Below are 18,517 nucleotides of genomic sequence, written 5' to 3' on the forward strand. Positions count from 1 at the left end.
TCAGATATCCAGCAGCAAACGAGCCGGGTCTTCCAGCAGGTTCTTGATGGTAACCAGGAAGGTCACAGCTTCTTTGCCATCGATCAGACGGTGATCGTAGGACAGTGCCAGGTACATCATCGGACGGATAACGACCTGACCGTTGATCGCCATAGGACGCTGCAGAATGTTGTGCATGCCCAGGATAGCCGCTTGCGGCGGGTTGACGATCGGGGTCGACATCATCGAACCGAAAGTACCACCGTTGGTGATGGTGAACGTGCCGCCGGTCATCTCGTCCATCGACAGTTTGCCGTCACGCGCTTTCTTGCCGAAGGTGGCGATGCCGCCTTCGATTTCAGCCAGGCTCATCAGTTCGGCGTTACGCAGAACCGGTACAACCAGGCCGCGGTCGCTGGAAACAGCCACACCGACGTCAGCGTAGCCGTGGTAAACGATGTCGCCGCCGTCGATCGACGCGTTGACCGCAGGGAAGCGTTTCAGCGCTTCGGTAGCAGCCTTGACGAAGAACGACATGAAGCCCAGGCGTACGCCGTTGTGGGACTTCTCGAACAGGTCCTTGTACTTCGAACGCAGGGCCATGACTTCGGTCATGTCGACTTCGTTGAACGTGGTCAGCATCGCCATGTTCGACTGGGCTTCTACCAGACGCTTGGCCACGGTAGCGCGAACGCGGGTCATCGGTACGCGCTTCTCGATGCGGTCGCCAGCGGCGAACACAGGAGCAGCGGCAGCCGGAGCAGCAGCCTTGGCAGGCGCGGCAGCCGGAGCGGCTTTCTTGGCAGCAACGGCTGCAACCACGTCTTCCTTGGTCACACGACCGCCTTTGCCGGTGCCGGCAACGGAAGCGATGTTGATGCCGTTTTCTTCAGCCAGCTTGCGAGCAGCCGGTGCAGCAACAGGATCGTCTTCGCCTTCGGCGGCAGGAGCAGCAGCCTGTGCAGCGGCCGGAGCAGCGGCAGCAGCTGGAGCGGCAGCAGCGCCGCCCGCTTCGATGGAGCCCAGGACTTCGTCGGACAGAACGGTGTCGCCTTCGTTTTTGACGATAGCGCCCAGCACGCCGTCAGCAGTAGCCAACACTTCCAGCACAACCTTGTCGGTTTCGATGTCGACGATCAGGTCGTCACGCTTTACAGCGTCGCCCGGTTGTTTGTGCCAGGTGGCAACGGTGCCATCGGCAACCGATTCCGGGAAAGTGGGGGCTTTGATTTCGATAGCCATTATCTGTGAGTCCTTAAATTCGGTTTCAGGTGCGCGAAGGCGTTAAACAGTGAAGGCGTCTTGCAGCAGTTTTTCCTGCTGCTCGGCGTGCATCGATGCATAACCACAAGCCGGTGCAGCAGAAGCTTCACGGCCGGCGTACTCGAGAAAGAGCGACCTGTCGTGATTGCCGATGATGCGGCGCATGTGGTGCTGACTGCAGTACCAGGCACCCTGGTTCATCGGCTCTTCCTGACACCAAACGATATGTTTGAGGTTGGTATAAGGAGCCAGGACTTCGTTCAAGTCGTCCTCAGGGAATGGGTACAGCTGCTCGATACGCACGACGGCGATGTCATCACGACCTTCGGCACGGCGTTTTTCCAGCAGGTCGTAGTAGACCTTGCCGCTGCACAGAACAATGCGCTCGACCTTTTTCGGGTCTTGAGCATCGATTTCCGGGATAACGGTCTGGAACGAACCTTCCGCCAGATCTTCCAGAGTCGAGATGGCCAGCTTGTGACGCAGCAGAGACTTCGGAGTCAGGACTACCAGAGGTTTGCGCAGCGGGCGAATCACCTGACGGCGCAGCAAGTGGTAGATCTGAGCCGGCGTAGTCGGTACGGCCACCTGAATGTTGTGCTCGGCGCACAACTGCAGGTAACGCTCCAGACGAGCCGAAGAGTGCTCCGGACCCTGACCTTCATAACCGTGCGGCAGCAGCATGGTCAGACCGCAAAGACGGCCCCACTTGTGCTCACCACTGGTGATGAACTGGTCGATAACCACCTGGGCACCGTTGGCGAAGTCGCCGAACTGGGCTTCCCAGATAACCAGCGCGTTTGGCTGGGTGGTCGAATAACCGTATTCGAACGCCAGCACCGCTTCTTCCGACAGGAACGAATCGTACAGGTCGAAGCGTGGCTGACCCTTGTACAGGTTCTGCAGCGGAATGTAGCTGCTCGCGTCTTTCTGGTTGTGCAAGACAGCGTGACGGTGCGAGAACGTACCGCGACCGATGTCCTGACCCGTCATGCGAATCGGGTGACCTTCGAACGCCAGGGTCGCGTACGCCATGGTTTCGGCGTAACCCCAGTTGATCGGCAGGCCGCCGACTTGCATTTTCTGACGGTCTTCGTAGATTTTCGAGACCTGGCGCTGAACCACGAAGCCTTCCGGAATTTCCAGCAGCTTGGCAGACAGCTCCTGCAAGGTTTTCAGATCGAAACGCGTGTCGTGACGCGCGGTCCAGGCGTGGCCCAGATACGGACGCCAGTCCACGAACAACTCTTTGTTCGGCTCTTTGACCAGGCTTTTTACAACATGCAGACCGTTGTCCAGCGCGTTGCGGTATTCGTCAACTTTCGCCTGAATACGCTCTACGTCCAGCACACCGGCCTGGGTCAGACGATCAGCGTACAGCTCACGGGTGGTGCGCTGTTTGGTGATCTGCTGATACATGATCGGCTGGGTGCCGCTTGGCTCGTCGGCCTCGTTGTGGCCGCGACGACGGTAGCAGACCAGGTCGATCACCACGTCACGCTTGAACTGCATGCGGTAGTCGATAGCCAGCTGGGTCACGAACAATACGGCTTCCGGATCATCACCATTCACATGGAGGATCGGCGCCTGGATCATTTTCGCAACGTCGGTCGCGTACTCGGTGGAACGCGAGTCCAGCGGGTTGCTGATGGTGAAACCGACCTGGTTGTTGATCACGATGTGCACGGTACCGCCGGTCTTGAAACCGCGGGTCTGCGACATCTGGAAGGTTTCCATCACCACGCCTTGACCGGCGAATGCCGCGTCACCGTGGATGGAGATCGGCAGAACCTTCTCGCCGGTAGGGTCGTTACGACGATCCTGACGGGCGCGAACCGAACCCTCGACCACTGGAGATACGATTTCCAGGTGGGACGGGTTGAACGCCATGGCCAGGTGAACTTCACCGCCGGTGGTCATCACGTTGGACGAGAAGCCCTGGTGATATTTAACGTCACCGGAACCCAACTCGACCTTGTTCTTGCCTTCGAACTCGTCGAACAGCTCGCGCGGGTTCTTGCCGAAGGTGTTGACCAGCACGTTCAGACGGCCACGGTGGGCCATGCCGATAACGATTTCCTTGGTGCCGTAGGAACCGGAACGCTGGATCAACTCGTCGAGCATCGGAATCAGGCTTTCGCCGCCTTCCAGACCGAAACGCTTGGTGCCCGGGTATTTGGTGCCCAGGTATTTTTCCAGGCCTTCGCCGGCAGTGACGCGCTCGAGCAGGTGGCTCTTGATGTCGGCGGAGTACGTCGGACGACCACGCACGCTTTCCAGACGCTGCTGGAACCACTGGCGCTGCTCGGAATCGGTGATATGCGTGAATTCAGCGCCGATGGTGCGGCAATATGTCTGCTGCAACGCTTCGTGAATTTCGCGTAGGCTCGCTTCCTCTTTGCCGATGAACAGGTCGCCGGCACGGAAGGTCGTATCAAGATCGGCATTGGTCAAGCCGTAATGATTGATCGACAGGTCTGCAGGTGCAGGACGCTGCCACAACCCCAGCGGGTCAAGCTGGGCTGCCTGGTGGCCACGCATACGGTAGGCCTGGATCAATCGCAGCACTTCAACTTGCTTCTTCTCGTGCTCACTGCTCACGCTGCCGGCGGAAACCGGTTGTGCGCGGCGCTGGTTCTTTGCCAGCAAGACGAAATGATCGCGAATTGTCGAGTGCGAAACATCGGTAGCAGTGTTGCCATCAGCAGGCAACTTCTGGAAGTAGGTGCGCCACTCTTCTGGCACAGCGTTAGGGTCGTGCAGGTAGAGCTCGTAGAGCTCTTCCACATAGGCAGCGTTACTACCGGACAGGTAGGCGCTGTTCCACATGCGCTGCATCACGCTTTCTTGCATGCTTGGTCACCCTCGGTTAGGGGAACACCACCGGCGTCGACACCGAGCAAACTTGCAGAAGTCCGAATGCAGCGACCAAAACAAGCCACTTAGGATCACGCTGATAGTCCGGGTACCAGCCCGGATGCCCCTGCTTGTCTCATTTCTTCAAAATAAGAGCTGCAGCTTTGTGAGCTGCTGCTCAGGTTAAAACTACGGCGCCGGTTGAAGCCTGCGCCGTAGCATCTACGGGTACAGCGGTCCTACAGGTACTGCTGAATCACACGCCGCTTTGCAGCAACATGTGACGTACGTGACCGATGGCCTTAGTCGGGTTCAGGCCTTTCGGGCAAACGTTAACGCAGTTCATGATCCCGCGGCAGCGGAACACGCTGAACGGGTCATCCAGCGAAGCCAGACGCTCGGCAGTCTTGGTGTCACGGCTGTCTGCCAGGAAGCGGTACGCTTGCAGCAGAGCAGCTGGACCCAGGAACTTGTCCGGGTTCCACCAGAAGGACGGGCAAGAGGTCGAGCAGCAAGCGCACAGGATGCACTCGTACAGACCGTCGAGTTTTTCACGCTCTTCCGGAGTCTGCAGACGCTCGATGGCCGGAGCCGGCGTGTCGTTCTGCAGGAATGGCTTAACCTTCTCGTATTGCTTGTAGAAGATGCTCATATCGACGACCAGGTCACGGATAACCGGCAAACCTGGCAGCGGACGAACGATCAGCTTGTTACCTTTTACGACAGATGACAGCGGCGTGACGCACGCCAGACCGTTTTTGCCGTTGATGTTCATGCCGTCGGAACCGCAAACGCCTTCACGGCAAGAGCGACGATAGGAGAAACCTTCGTCCTGCTCTTTGATCAGGGCCAGCACGTCCAGCACCATCAGGTCTTTACCACCGGTATCGACCTGGAATTCCTGCATGAACGGCGCAGCGTCCTGATCAGGGTTGTAGCGATAAACACTGACTTGCAACATGGCGGCCACCCTTAATAAGTCCGAATCTTAGGTTCAAAAGTCGGAACAGTCTTCGGCGAGAAGTTCACAGCACGCTTGGTCACGCGCTTGTCACCCGGGAAGTACAGGGTGTGGCACAGCCAGTTTTCGTCGTCGCGATCTTCGTAGTCTTCACGGGCGTGAGCACCGCGGGACTCTTTGCGGATCTCTGCAGCGATGGCGGTGGCTTCGGCCACTTCCAGCAGGTTTTGCAGTTCCAGGGCTTCGATACGAGCCGTGTTGAACGCCTGGCTCTTGTCGTTGATCTTGACGTTGGCGATACGGCCACGCAGATCAGCCAGCTGGGCGATACCCTTCTGCATGTATTCGCCGGTACGGAATACACCGAAGTAGTTCTGCATGCAGCTTTGCAGTTCTTTGCGCAGAGTGGCGACGTCTTCGCCTTCGGTACGCGAGTTCAGGCCATCGAGACGTGCCAGGGCAGCGTCGATGTCGGACTGGCGAGGACGGGCGTAATCAACGCCTTCTTTCAGGGTCTGCTCCAGGAACAGACCGGCGGCACGACCGAATACCACGAGGTCGAGCAGCGAGTTGCCGCCCAGACGGTTGGCACCGTGAACCGATACGCAAGCCACTTCACCTACAGCGAACAGACCAGGAATGATCTCGTCTTTGCCGTCAGCGTCTTGAGTGATTGCCTGACCATGAATGTTGGTGGCAACGCCGCCCATCATATAGTGGCAGGTTGGAACGACCGGAATCGGCGCCACGGCTGGATCGACGTGGGCGAAGGTCTTGGACAGTTCCATGATGCCTGGCAGACGGCTGTGCAGAACTTCTTCACCGAGGTGATCGAGTTTCAGCATTACGTGGTCGCCATCCGGACCGCAACCGTTGCCGGCGATGATTTCTTTAACCATCGAACGGGCAACAACGTCACGACCCGCCAGGTCTTTGGCGTTCGGAGCATAACGCTCCATGAAACGCTCGCCGTGCTTGTTGATCAGGTAACCGCCTTCACCGCGGCAGCCTTCTGTAACCAGTACACCGGCGCCGGCGATGCCGGTCGGGTGGAACTGCCACATTTCAATGTCTTGTACCGGCACGCCAGCACGCAGAGCCATGCCGACGCCGTCACCGGTGTTGATCAGGGCATTGGTGGTGGACGAGTAGATACGGCCTGCGCCGCCAGTCGCCAGTACGGTGGCGTTAGCGCGGACGTAGGAAGTTTCGCCGGTTTCGATGCAGATGACGATCATGCCGACAAAGGCACCGTCTTCGTTCTTCACCAGGTCGACGCCATAGTATTCGTTGAGGAATACGGTGCCGGCCTTGAGGTTGGCCTGGTACAGGGTGTGCAGCAGTGCGTGACCGGTACGGTCGGCAGCAGCGCACGTACGGGCAGCCTGGCCACCCTTACCGAAGTCTTTCGACTGACCGCCGAACGGACGCTGATAGATGCGGCCCTGTTCGGTACGGGAGAACGGCAAACCCATGTGCTCGAGTTCGAAGACCGCTTCCGGGCCTACGGAACACATGTATTCGATAGCGTCCTGGTCACCGATATAGTCGGAACCCTTGACGGTATCGTACATGTGCCAGCGCCAGTCATCGTTCGGATCAGCAGACGCGATGGCGCAGGTGATGCCACCCTGGGCGGATACGGTGTGCGAACGAGTCGGGAAAACCTTGGTGACCACGGCAGTCTTGTGACCACCTTGTGCCAGCTGCAGCGCAGCGCGCATGCCAGCACCGCCGCCGCCAATGATGATGGCGTCGAACGAAAGCGTATTAACTGTAGTAGACATGAATCAGATACCCCAGAGAATCTGCACACCCCAGACGAAGTAAGCGAACATCGCAACGCCGCATACCGCCTGGAAAAGGAAACGTACTGCAGTCGCGGACTTGCCCAGCGCCATCGGCGTCAGGTAGTCGGTCGCGATGGTCCACATGCCGACCCAGGCGTGAGCGCCCAGGGCTACGAGGGCCAGCAGACTGAAGATACGCATTCCGTTGTGGGCGAACAGGCCATGCCATTGGTCGTAGCCAATGCCCGGATTCGCAACGAGGTATCCGATCAGGAAGATGAAATAAGCCGCGAGAACGACCGCAGACACACGCTGTGCCATCCAGTCATAGAGGCCTGAACGCGACAGGTTCGTTACGCTGGTTACCATATCCAAACTCCCGCCAGAACGATCAACACCGCAGACACGGCGATAATGATTTTCGAGCCCAGCGTGCCGCCTTCCAGCGTCTCACCGATGCCCATGTCCATAATCATATGGCGCACACCGGCTACCAGGTGATACAGAAGAGCGGACAGGAGGCCCCATGCTACGAACTTGGCCAGAGGGCTGGTCAAGGTTGCCTTCACGTCGGCAAAACCTTCCTCGGAACCCAGGGATTTGCTCAATGCATACAGCATGAAGCCAAGGCCCAGGAAGAGGATGATGCCGGAAACACGGTGAAGAAACGACGTAACGCCGGTGATGGGGAGTTTGATGGTCCTTAGGTCTAGGTTTACAGGTCGTTGGCTTTTCACGGCTTTTTTTCACACTGAAGAGCCCCTAACAATCAGGGCAAAGTTGTTGGGGAGTGCACTGGTCAGGTAAACACCACCCAGGGATGCGACCCCCAATAAAGCAGGCCCAAAAGCCCCTGGCGGTCGGTGGCCGAGTATAGACAGTTAGGCTACTAATGACAACGCGTTCGCCTTCCCCAAATAGCTGATTGCACAACTTTGATAAAAGGCGTAAATGGCAGTCAATTTCGAGGAAAAAGTCCGGTTAAAGCCTTCTGGAGCAAGACTTTAGGCAAATTGACATTCGAATTTATCTCACTATAGTGGTGCGGGCCCTGCGTGGGGGGTCTGTCTGATGATTTCAAGCATAAATAGGAGGCCACATGGCTGACAAAAAAGCGCAGTTGATCATCGAGGGCGCTGCCCCCGTCGAGCTGCCCATTTTAACCGGCACCGTTGGTCCCGATGTTATCGATGTTCGGGGCCTGACGGCCACGGGCCGTTTCACCTTTGACCCTGGTTTCATGTCGACCGCTTCCTGCGAGTCGAAGATCACCTATATCGACGGCGACAACGGCATTCTGCTGCACCGCGGCTACCCGATCGAACAGCTGGCTGAAAAGTCGGACTACCTGGAAACCTGCTATCTGCTGCTCAACGGCGAATTGCCGACCGCAGAACAGAAGGCCCAGTTCGTCAGCACCGTGAAGAACCACACCATGGTTCACGAACAGCTCAAGACGTTCTTCAACGGCTTCCGTCGTGACGCTCACCCGATGGCCGTCATGTGCGGCGTAGTCGGCGCCCTCTCGGCCTTCTACCACGACTCCCTGGACATCAATAACCCGCAGCATCGCGAAATCTCCGCGATCCGTCTGGTTGCCAAGATGCCAACCCTGGCAGCGATGGTTTACAAGTACTCCATGGGCCAACCCATGATGTACCCGCGCAACGACCTGACGTACGCGGAAAACTTCCTGCACATGATGTTCAACACCCCGTGCGAGATCAAACCGATCAGCCCGGTACTCGCCAAGGCCATGGACCGGATCTTCATCCTCCATGCCGACCACGAGCAGAACGCTTCGACGTCCACCGTGCGCCTGGCCGGCTCTTCGGGTGCCAACCCGTTCGCCTGTATCGCCGCCGGCATCGCTGCACTGTGGGGCCCTGCCCACGGCGGCGCGAACGAAGCTGTTCTGACCATGCTGGATGAAATTGGCGATGTCTCGAACATCGACAAGTTCATCGCCAAGGCCAAGGACAAGAACGATCCGTTCAAGCTGATGGGCTTCGGTCACCGGGTTTACAAAAACCGCGACCCTCGCGCTACCGTCATGAAGCAGACTTGCGACGAAGTGCTGAAGGAACTGGGCATCCAGAACGATCCGCAACTCGAACTGGCCATGCGCCTGGAAGAGATCGCTCTCACCGATCCGTACTTCATCGAGCGCTCGTTGTACCCGAACGTCGACTTCTACTCGGGGATCATCCTCAAGGCGATCGGCATTCCAACCAGCATGTTCACCGTGATCTTCGCTCTGGCGCGGACTGTCGGCTGGATCTCCCACTGGAAAGAAATGCTCTCCAGCCCGTACAAGATTGGCCGTCCGCGCCAGTTGTACACTGGCTACGAGTCGCGTGATATCACCAAGCTGGAAGACCGCAAATAAGACTTGTCTTGCGATAACGTCTTGAGTTGTAACGGGAACGGCCTCTAAATAAACAGAGGCCGTTTTTGTTTGTGTGGTCTCAGCAGCCTTAGGGCCGACTGGCTCTTTGGTTGTGTGCATATCCGTTTCTTCGGTAACGGCGGCTGGCGGTTCCGCCCTTATGGCGGGTCACTTGGAAGAGCCCCAAGTAACCAAGGGCTCTTGCCCCTTTCGTTCGGTGCCTCGCCTAGGCTCGGCATGCCCTCGCTCCGGTCCTGCTCCGTGGGCCCGCCGCGATCGGCCATCCATGGCCGTGCGCGGCTAACCCGGCATCCATGCCGGGTTGCCCACTGCGCAGAACCTCCACTCGGCCTCTCGAGGGGGCGTGCACCGCAAGATCAAAAGCTGCAGGCGAGCTAACGCTCGACCTGTTGAGTGGTGAAAAGCGACAGCCGTACGCTGATCCACTGTGGGAGCGGGCTTGCTCGCGAAGCTGTTGATCTTGCTGTTGCCGTTGCTTTGGCTTTTGATCTTGATCCACCCGCCCCTTTGGTAGGCTGAGTGGAGGTGTTCATCCGGGGAGTGGCGCGCAGCGCCGTTCGACGCAGTCGAACACGCTGCATGTAGGTCGTCGCGAAGCAGACCGGAGGGCAGTGTCCCCGGATGAATACCGGAGCGAAGGAACGCCGAGCCCTAGCGAGGGGCCGGACGCTCGGGGCGAGCCTTTTTTTGCTTACTTTTTTTTGGCGCTTGAAAAAAAGTGAGTCGCCGTCAGGGCGAAACCGCCGGCGGCCGTTACCGCAGGAATGGATATGTACTCGATCAACAAAAGACAGGTCGGCTGTCAGGCCGCCTTCGCGAGCAGGCTCGCTCCCACAATGGATCGAGTAAGCCGCACAATCCTGTCCGACTATTAGGCTGCCATCGCGAGCAAATCGAATCGCCGCACCGCTCGCTCCTACAGCAGCAACCCAACAAAAAATGCCCCGATCTCTTGACCGGGGCATTTTTGTCTAACCCAACTTACACAAACAATCTCAAAGCCTTAGTGCGAAACCGCCCCACTCGCCCCCAGCCCCGTCTGCGAACGAACAAACTGCGGGAAGAACAACGCCCGCTCATTATCCGCAGCAGTCGACTTGTCAGTGATCGAGAAGAACCAGATCCCCACAAACGCAATGATCATCGAGAACAGCGCCGGGTATTCATACGGGAAGATCGCCTTCTCATGATGCAGGATCTGCACCCAGATGGTTGGCCCAAGGATCATCAAGCCTACGGCACTGACCAGCCCCAGCCAGCCACCAATCATCGCACCGCGCGTGGTCAGCTTCTTCCAGTACATGGAAAGCAGCAGCACCGGGAAGTTACAGCTTGCCGCGATGGAGAACGCCAGGCCCACCATGAACGCAATGTTCTGGCTTTCGAACAGAATGCCCAGACCAATCGCCAGCACCGCCAATGCGATGGTGGTGATTTTCGAGACACGGATCTCGTCCTTCTCGTTCGCCTTGCCTTTCTTGATCACGCTGGCATACAGGTCATGGGACACCGCCGAAGCACCGGCCAGGGTCAGGCCGGCAACCACCGCCAGAATGGTCGCGAACGCTACCGCCGAGATGAAGCCCAGGAAGATACTGCCACCCACCGCGTTGGCCAGGTGCACCGCCGCCATGTTGTTGCCGCCCAACAGCGCGCCAGCCGCATCTTTGAAGACCGGGTTGGTGCTGACCAGCAGGATCGCGCCGAAGCCGATGATGAAGGTCAGAATGTAGAAGTAACCAATGAAACCGGTTGCATACAGCACACTCTTGCGAGCTTCTTTCGCGTCACTCACGGTGAAGAAGCGCATCAGGATGTGCGGCAGGCCAGCAGTACCGAACATCAGTGCCAGCCCCAGGGAGAACGCGGAGATCGGATCTTTGACCAGACCACCCGGGCTCATGATCGCTTCACCTTTAGGGTGAACCTTGATCGCCTCGGAAAACAGTGCGTTGAAGTCGAAGTTGACGTGTTTCATCACCATCAGCGCCATGAACGAGGCACCGGACAACAACAGCACAGCTTTGATGATCTGCACCCAGGTGGTCGCCAGCATTCCGCCGAACAACACGTACATGCACATCAGGATACCGACCAGGATCACGGCAACGTGATAGTCGAGGCCGAACAGCAGCTGGATCAGCTTGCCGGCGCCGACCATTTGCGCGATCAGGTAGAACGCCACCACCACCAGCGAACCGCAAGCGGACAGCGAACGAATCTGGGTTTGCCCGAGGCGGTAGGACGCCACGTCGGCAAACGTGTACTTACCCAGGTTACGCAGGCGCTCGGCGATCAGGAACAGAATGATCGGCCAGCCCACCAGGAAGCCGATCGAGTAGATCAGGCCGTCGTAGCCGGAGGTGAACACCAGGGCGGAAATACCCAGGAAGGACGCCGCGGACATGTAGTCGCCGGCAATCGCCAGGCCGTTCTGGAAGCCGGTGATCTTGCCGCCGGCCGCATAGTAGTCGGCCGCCGAGTTGTTGCGCTTGGACGCCCAGTAGGTGATGCACAGGGTCGCGCCGACGAAAGCAACAAACATCAGAATCGCGGAAACGTTGAGGGGTTGTTTCTGCACCACGCCCGTCAGGGCGTCAGCCGCCCAGGCGCCAGGTGCGAAGGCTGCGATGCTCAAAAGAGCCATTAGACGCCGGATCATTGCTGAGCCTCCTTGAGAATCGCATTGTTCAGGTCGTCGAATTCGCCATTGGCGCGTCGAACGTAGATCCCGGTCAGGATGAAGGCTGAAACAATCAGCCCGACACCGATCGGAATGCCCCAGGTTATCGATGACTCAGGGCTGATCTTCGCGCCCAGAACATGCGGCCCATAAGCGATCAAAAGGATGAATCCGGAGTAAAGCCCAAGCATGATCGCCGAAAGAATCCAGGCGAACCTTTCTCGCTTACTAACCAGCTCCTTGAAGCGCGGGCTGTTTTGAATCGAGAGGTAAATGCTGTCGTTCATTGTTTTTATCCTCGCAGCACAGATTATTGTTGGAACGGTATTCACTCTATGCGGCTGCGGGGCAGGTTCCAGACGACCTTAGTATTAGAACGACATGACTGAATCGCCATTTGTAGGAGCGAGCTTGCTCGCGATGGACGTGAACGAAAACGCGTACTGTCTGAAAAAGTGCGGCGCTATCACCTCCATCGCGAGCAAGCTTGCTCCTACAGCACAACAAAAAGCCCCTTGGCTGTTACGCCAAGGGGCTTTGAGAAGTGCTGACCAGACGCGTCAGCTCACATTATTTGGTCCAGTCTGCAACGCGTTCCGGATGCTTGGCGACCCAATCCTTCGCAGCAGCTTCAGGTTTGGCACCGTCTTGAATGGCCAACATGACTTCGCCAATTTCGTCTTTCGACGCCCACTGGAAATTCTTCAGGAATTTGGCCGCGTCTGGCGCCTTGGCTTCCAGGCCTTTGCTACCGATGCTGTTTACGGTTTCAGCTGCGCCATATACGCCTTTCGGGTCTTCCAGGAAACGCAGTTTCCACTTGGCGAACATCCAGTGCGGCACCCAACCGGTGACGGCGATCGATTCGTTTTTCTTCTCGGCACGGGTCAGCTCGGCAATCATGCCAGCGCCGGAACTTGCCTTGAGGGTGTAATTGTCCAGGCCATAGTCCTTGATTGCCTGATCGGACTTGAGCATCACGCCCGAACCGGCGTCGATACCGACGATGCGATTCTTGAAGGTGTCATCGGTTTTCAGGTCGGCAATACTTTGCGCCTTGACGTACTCCGGAACGATCAAGCCGATCTTCGCGTCCTTGAAGTTCGGGCCGTAGTCGACAACCTGGTCCTTGTTCTTGGTCCAATATTCGCCGTGCGTTACCGGCAGCCACGCAGACAGCATGGCGTCGAGTTTGCCAGTGGCGACACCCTGCCACATGATCCCGGTCGCAACCGCTTGCAGCTTCACGTCATAACCCAGCTTCTGCTTCAGCACCTCGGCCGCCACGTGGGTGGTCGCAACACTGTCAGACCAGCCGTCAACGTAACCAATGTTCAGGGTTTTGCTATCGGCACTGGCTACTGTCGAACCGATCGCAAGCACCAGAGCGGCACCTGCGCCTAAAAGTCGTCGCATCTTCATCGTTACTTCCCCGAAAGTGCTGCGCTCGACGGGTGCCGAGTCGCGCCAACGTATTGTTATGGTGCACAGCGCCCCCATCACGCCTCACCGCAAACTCGTTCGAACATCAGCGGAGTACTGACGCCTCGATAATCAACCTGACGCCAACCTGAACCTGTGCTGTCAGCGACCTCAAGGCATCGAGAAACGACATCAGAACGCCATTAATCACGACCACCTCTAATGCTCCCGCCAATCCGCCCGAACTTTGCATGTCAAAATTATGCAGGCCACCAAGCGCGGGGCAATTGCAGGTAACATGCGCGGCTTTGCTCCCAGACGGCCTGACCATGCCCGCGACATCACGCTTTCCTTTTTTTGCTTATTTATTTGCCTGCCTGCTGGGGCTTTTTGCCCTGGGTGGCTTCTGGTATGGCCTCGGCAAACCAGTGATTCTGGCGGACGTGGCCAACGCAACGCACAAACCCAAATTGCAATGCGCCTCCTATACCCCATTCGACAAAGACCAATCGCCGTTCGATCAGCCGTTCAAGTTGCGTCCCGAGCGCATGGACGCCGACCTCGCCCTGCTGGCCACCCGCTTCGAATGCATCCGCACTTATTCCATGACCGGCCTTGAGGCCCTGCCCGATCTGGCGCGCAAGCATGGTTTGAAGTTGATGATCGGCGCCTGGGTCAACAGCAACCCGGTGGACACCGAGAAAGAAGTCGACTTGCTGATTGCCTCCGCCAACGCCAACCCGGACGTGGTGACGTCGGTGATCGTCGGCAACGAAGCGCTGTTGCGCAAGGAAGTCACCGGTGCGCAGCTGGCCAGGCTGATCAACAAGGTCAAAAGCCAGGTCAAGCAACCTGTCACTTATGCCGACGTCTGGGAGTTCTGGCTCAAACACCCGGAAATCGCCCCGGCGGTGGACTTCCTGACCATCCACTTGCTGCCGTACTGGGAGGATGAGCCTTCGAACATCGACGCCGCGCTCCAGCATGTTCACGAAGTGCGCCAAGTGTTCGGCAACAAATTCGCGCCAAAAGACGTGATGATTGGCGAAACCGGCTGGCCGAGCGAAGGCCGTCAGCGCGAAACCGCCCTGCCGAGCCGGGTCAATGAAGCCAGGTTCATTCGCGCATTTGTCATCATCGCTGAACAGGAAGGCTGGCATTACAACCTGATCGAAGCCTTCGACCAACCCTGGAAACGCGCCAGTGAAGGTGCGGTCGGTGGTTACTGGGGGCTGTTTGATGCTGATCGCCAGGACAAGGGCGTGCTGGCGGGGCCGGTGTCGAACGTACCGTACTGGTCGCAATGGCTGGCGGTGGGGGGAGTGATTTTTCTCGGCACGCTGATCCTTGGCGGACGCGTACGCAGCACCCGTGCTGCACTGGTTCTGCCGCTGCTGGGTGCGCTGGCGGCCTGCTCGATTGGCGCGTGGGGCGATTTGGCGCGGGTGACCACACGGTTTGCCAGTGAATGGTTGTGGGACGCCTTGCTGACGGGTTTGAATCTGTTGGTGCTGGCGCATGCAGCGCTGACGTTGAGTGCTCGCAATGGCTGGCGTGGGCGGGCCTTCAATGTGCTTGAACGTCGGGCGGGCTGGTTGCTGGCGACGGCAGGTTTCGCGGCGGCGGTGATGATGCTGGAGCTGGTGTTCGATCCGCGTTATCGCAGCTTCCCGAGTGTTGCTTTCATCCTGCCAGCGCTGGTTTACCTGTGCCGTCCGGTGAGCGTGCCGCGTCGAGAGATTGCCCTGCTGACCTTCATCATCGGTGCCGGCATTGCGCCACAGTTGTATCGCGAAGGTTTGCAGAACCAGCAAGCCTGGGGTTGGGCGTTGGTGAGTGTGTTGATGGTGGCGGCGTTGTGGCGCAGTTTGCGGGTTCGCAAGGGTTAACTGACAAAGCAAGATCAAGAGATCGCAGCCTGCGGCAGCTCCTACGGAGAAACGCGTTTTCCATGTAGGAGCTGCCGCAGGCTGCGATCTTTTTGATCAGGCGCCAGGAGACGCCCGAACCAACCGCAACCCCGCAATCACCACCGCAAACACCGCCATCGTCGTGTTGTACAACGCCAGCGCCGGAAACCCGAACACCAGCGCCAGCACCGCCAGCCACCACCCGGCCCGGCCCGGTAGCACAAAGCCGATCACCGCTGCCGCCAAGGCCGCCCAGCCCAATACCTTGAAATGAATCATCAGGCCCAGGTTCGAACGGACCAGGCATTCCCAGCGACTCGCGTCGTCGACGCAGAGACCGACCCACTGCGCATCCTCCATGAAGCCATAACGCGCGCCATAACTGGCGGCCAGCCATAAAGGCAGCAAGACAAGCAGCAGAATCACGGGCAGACGGCGGGACATGAGGCACTCCAATAAACGAAAACGGCGGCCAGCTTAATCCCCTGACGGCGGTAAGCAAAACGCGCGAAACAGATAAATGGCCACGAAATCGCTGCAAAGTGTATCGTCCAGCTACCATTACTCCGAAATTAGGCCTGTTTGGTGCCGATGCATGGCACTTTGGCGCAACCCCTGTGGTCATAGCCTGCGAACTTCATTCGGCACCTTTCTCTCTAAGGGATCTAGTCATGCTCCGTTCCTTGCGCTTCGCCGCCCTGTTTGTCGGCCTTATTTTGAGTGCGTCCGCACTGGCGGTCGATATCGACGCCGCCAGTTATGGCTACCCCTTGACCAATCCGTTCGAGGCTACCATTGCGACGACACCGCCGGACCTGCGTCCGGAATTGCCGCTGGACGAAGACATCAATCAGTCGGACCGCAGCGTCACGTTGCGCCCGGAGCGTGAATTCGAATTGCCGGACAACTTCTGGCCGGTGAAGAAACTCACCTACCGGATCGCCACCCAGGATAAAGCCGCACCACTGATCTTCCTGATCTCCGGCACTGGCGCGCGCTATGACAGCAGCCTTAACGAATATTTGAAAAAGCTCTACTACAAGGCCGGCTACCACGTGGTGCAACTCTCGTCGCCCACCAGCTTCGACTTCATGAGCGCCGCCTCACGCTTTGCCACACCCGGTATCACCAAGGATGACGCCGAAGACATGTACCGGGTGATGCAAGCCGTGCGGGCGCAAAATCCGAAACTGCCCGTCACCGATTATTACCTGACCGGTTATAGCCTGGGCGCACTGGACGCCGCATTCGTCGCGCACCTGGACGAAACCCGTCGCAGTTTCAATTTCAAGAAAGTCTTGCTGCTCAACCCGCCGGTCAACCTCTACACCTCGATCACCAACCTGGACAGACTCGTCCAGACAGAGGTCAAGGGCATCAACAACACCACCACGTTCTATGAACTGGTGCTGGACAAACTGACCCGCTACTTCCAGCAAAAAGGCTACATCGACCTCAACGATGCTCTGCTCTATGACTTCCAGCAGTCCAAGCAGCACCTGACCAACGAACAGATGGCCATGCTGATCGGCACCTCGTTCCGTTTTTCGGCGGCAGACATTGCCTTCACCTCGGACCTGATCAACCGTCGCGGCCTGATCACTCCACCGAAAACGCCCATCACAGAAGGCACCAGTCTCACGCCGTACCTCAAGCGTGCGCTGCAATGCGACTTCGACTGCTACCTCACTGAACAGGTGATCCCGATGTGGCGCGCGCGCACTGACGGCGGCAGCCTGCTGCAACTGATCGACCAGGTCAGCCTGTATGCCTTGAAGGATTACCTGCACGACAGCCCGAAAATCGCGGTCATGCACAATGCTGACGATGTGATTCTCGGTCCTGGGGACCTCGGCTTTCTGCGCAAGACCTTCGGCGACCGCTTGACTGTTTATCCACTGGGCGGCCATTGCGGCAACCTTAACTACCGCGTCAACAGCGACGCCATGCTGGAGTTCTTCCGTGGCTAAATATCTCCTGCTCATCGCAGCGTTACTCTGTGCAGGCGTCGCCAATGCCGACAACAGCAAAGCCAACGCACCGGTTGTCATCGACAATGACGGTTTCAAGGAGCCGTTGAGCAAACTGAAATTCAACCCGGGCCTGGATCAGCGCGAGTTCGAACGCTCGACACTCAGCGCGCTGGCCGTCTACGACCCGCTGGAAGAGTGGAACCGCCGGGTGTATCACTTTAACTATCGCTTCGACCAATGGGTGTTCTTGCCAGTGGTCGACGGTTATCGCTACATCACGCCAAGCTTCCTGCGCACCGGCGTCAGCAATTTCTTCAACAACCTCGGCGACGTGCCGAACCTGATGAACAGCCTGCTGCAGTTCAAAGGCAAGCGCTCGATGGAAACCACCGCGCGCCTGCTGCTCAACACCACCATCGGCATCGCCGGCCTGTGGGACCCGGCCACCGCCATGGGCCTGCCGCGCCAGAGCGAAGACTTCGGCCAGACACTCGGTTTCTACGGCGTACCGGGCGGCGCCTACTTCGTGCTGCCGGTCCTCGGCCCGTCCAACATCCGCGACACCGGCGGCTTGGCCGTGGACTTCACCGCCGAGTCGGCAATCAACTTCCTGAACGTCGCCGAAGTCAGCTCCAACCACCCTGAAGTGTTGGTGTTGCGCAGCATCGACAGGCGCAACCAGACCGGCTTTCGTTATGGCCAGCTGAACTCGCCGTTCGAATACGAGAAAGTGCGTTACGTGTACACCGAGTCGCGCAAGTTGCAGATTGCCGAGTAATTTTATCGGCAACAAAAAAAGGCCATTCGATGCAGATCGAATGGCCTTTTTTAATTCAATTACCCATAGATTTACGACTCTTGGGGATCCGCACCGTAGTCATTTTCACCCTTCGTTCCACGCGTCCCCAGTGAGATAAGAACCAAAATCGGGCCAACGAAAGGAGTAAATCCCCATAAAATGTTGATCCCGCTTTTGTTCAAGTCATGATATCGCCGCCACGTAACCGCCAACCGAGGGCAGAGAGTGCACACCGAATACACGGGCAAAAGCAGCAAGTAAATACGCTCATACAGCAATTCTGACCATGCCCCAAATGCCCACCAGAATAAAACCAAGCAAGATTCGACAAGAACAAACATCCAATACTCTTTCCTGCTGGCCCTACCTTGAAACGCTGCGTACTTATTCAATACCTGAAAATACCACTTCATCCCTAAACCCTTTCGCTATCGGAAAATCTACTCAGGCCATTGCAGCCCAAATAGCGGA

General features: G+C 57.8%; 15 protein-coding genes. 4 read left to right on the top strand and 11 right to left on the bottom strand.

The features are described 5' to 3' along the window. The 6 genes from odhB to sdhC all read right to left on the bottom strand — a co-directional run bounded on the left by odhB (position 1) and on the right by sdhC (position 7,586). The gene (gene odhB, locus ACYZTL_RS07605; RefSeq protein ID WP_157711728.1) at positions 1 to 1,221 is read right to left on the bottom strand and encodes a 2-oxoglutarate dehydrogenase complex dihydrolipoyllysine-residue succinyltransferase; all 1,221 of its coding nucleotides are present in this window, start codon (positions 1,219 to 1,221) and stop codon (positions 1 to 3) included. Positions 1,222 to 1,263: 42 nt separating this feature from the next. Further along, complete coding sequence (locus ACYZTL_RS07610) at positions 1,264 to 4,095, bottom strand: 2-oxoglutarate dehydrogenase E1 component (protein ID WP_461951261.1); 2,832 nt, start codon at positions 4,093 to 4,095, stop codon at positions 1,264 to 1,266. 259 nt (positions 4,096 to 4,354) lie between these two features. After that, entirely contained in the window at positions 4,355 to 5,059 is a 705-nt protein-coding gene (locus ACYZTL_RS07615) for a succinate dehydrogenase iron-sulfur subunit (protein WP_145319064.1), read from the bottom strand. Positions 5,060 to 5,070: 11 nt separating this feature from the next. Next, positions 5,071 to 6,846 (bottom strand): succinate dehydrogenase flavoprotein subunit, encoded by a 1,776-nt coding sequence (gene sdhA, locus ACYZTL_RS07620; protein WP_461951262.1) that lies wholly within the window; start codon positions 6,844 to 6,846, stop codon positions 5,071 to 5,073. A gap of 3 nt (positions 6,847 to 6,849) precedes the next feature. After that, a complete protein-coding gene (gene sdhD, locus ACYZTL_RS07625; RefSeq protein WP_007959040.1) occupies positions 6,850 to 7,218 on the bottom strand; it encodes a succinate dehydrogenase, hydrophobic membrane anchor protein in 369 nt (122 codons plus the stop codon). Further along, positions 7,212 to 7,586 carry a succinate dehydrogenase, cytochrome b556 subunit gene (gene sdhC / locus ACYZTL_RS07630; RefSeq protein WP_084322329.1) on the bottom strand — a complete coding sequence of 125 codons (375 nt, stop codon included), beginning with the start codon at positions 7,584 to 7,586 and terminating at the stop codon, positions 7,212 to 7,214. The genes sdhD and sdhC overlap by 7 nt, the downstream gene beginning before the upstream one ends. A 362-nt stretch (positions 7,587 to 7,948) precedes the next feature. Between sdhC and gltA the strand changes: the two genes are divergently transcribed. Continuing rightward, positions 7,949 to 9,238 (top strand): citrate synthase, encoded by a 1,290-nt coding sequence (gene gltA / locus ACYZTL_RS07635; RefSeq protein WP_392886569.1) that lies wholly within the window; start codon positions 7,949 to 7,951, stop codon positions 9,236 to 9,238. 1,024 nt (positions 9,239 to 10,262) lie between these two features. On the opposite strand, the gene ACYZTL_RS07640 is transcribed toward gltA, so the two are convergent. The 3 genes from ACYZTL_RS07640 to ACYZTL_RS07650 all read right to left on the bottom strand — a co-directional run bounded on the left by ACYZTL_RS07640 (position 10,263) and on the right by ACYZTL_RS07650 (position 13,364). Further along, positions 10,263 to 11,921, bottom strand: a complete 1,659-nt coding sequence (locus ACYZTL_RS07640) for a cation acetate symporter (protein ID WP_461951263.1) — start codon at positions 11,919 to 11,921, stop codon at positions 10,263 to 10,265. Beyond that, on the bottom strand, positions 11,918 to 12,229 hold the full coding sequence (locus tag ACYZTL_RS07645; protein ID WP_008061165.1) for a DUF485 domain-containing protein: 312 nt from the start codon (positions 12,227 to 12,229) through the stop codon (positions 11,918 to 11,920). Before ACYZTL_RS07645 ends, ACYZTL_RS07640 begins: the two co-directional genes overlap by 4 nt. 283 nt (positions 12,230 to 12,512) lie before the next feature. After that, positions 12,513 to 13,364: a glycine betaine ABC transporter substrate-binding protein gene (locus ACYZTL_RS07650; protein ID WP_461951264.1), complete on the bottom strand. Its 852-nt coding sequence runs from the start codon at positions 13,362 to 13,364 to the stop codon at positions 12,513 to 12,515. A gap of 287 nt (positions 13,365 to 13,651) precedes the next feature. On the opposite strand from ACYZTL_RS07650, the gene ACYZTL_RS07655 reads away from it, so the two are divergent. Then, a complete protein-coding gene (locus ACYZTL_RS07655; RefSeq protein ID WP_461951265.1) occupies positions 13,652 to 15,253 on the top strand; it encodes a glycoside hydrolase family 17 protein in 1,602 nt (533 codons plus the stop codon). Between the two features lie 96 nt (positions 15,254 to 15,349). Here the strand turns inward: ACYZTL_RS07655 and ACYZTL_RS07660 are convergent, their stop codons facing one another. Continuing rightward, on the bottom strand, positions 15,350 to 15,718 hold the full coding sequence (locus ACYZTL_RS07660; protein WP_461951266.1) for a hypothetical protein: 369 nt from the start codon (positions 15,716 to 15,718) through the stop codon (positions 15,350 to 15,352). A gap of 227 nt (positions 15,719 to 15,945) precedes the next feature. On the opposite strand from ACYZTL_RS07660, the gene ACYZTL_RS07665 reads away from it, so the two are divergent. Beyond that, positions 15,946 to 17,244, top strand: coding sequence for a serine/threonine protein kinase (locus tag ACYZTL_RS07665; protein WP_461951267.1), 1,299 nt, complete (start codon positions 15,946 to 15,948; stop codon positions 17,242 to 17,244). Continuing rightward, the gene (locus ACYZTL_RS07670) at positions 17,237 to 18,025 is read left to right on the top strand and encodes an MlaA family lipoprotein (RefSeq protein WP_461951268.1); all 789 of its coding nucleotides are present in this window, start codon (positions 17,237 to 17,239) and stop codon (positions 18,023 to 18,025) included. The genes ACYZTL_RS07665 and ACYZTL_RS07670 overlap by 8 nt, the downstream gene beginning before the upstream one ends. A 71-nt stretch (positions 18,026 to 18,096) precedes the next feature. On the opposite strand, the gene ACYZTL_RS07675 is transcribed toward ACYZTL_RS07670, so the two are convergent. Continuing rightward, positions 18,097 to 18,459 carry a DUF805 domain-containing protein gene (locus ACYZTL_RS07675; protein WP_461951269.1) on the bottom strand — a complete coding sequence of 121 codons (363 nt, stop codon included), beginning with the start codon at positions 18,457 to 18,459 and terminating at the stop codon, positions 18,097 to 18,099. Positions 18,460 to 18,517: the final 58 nt, after the last annotated feature.

This window comes from Pseudomonas sp. LB3P81 (assembly GCF_054897965.1).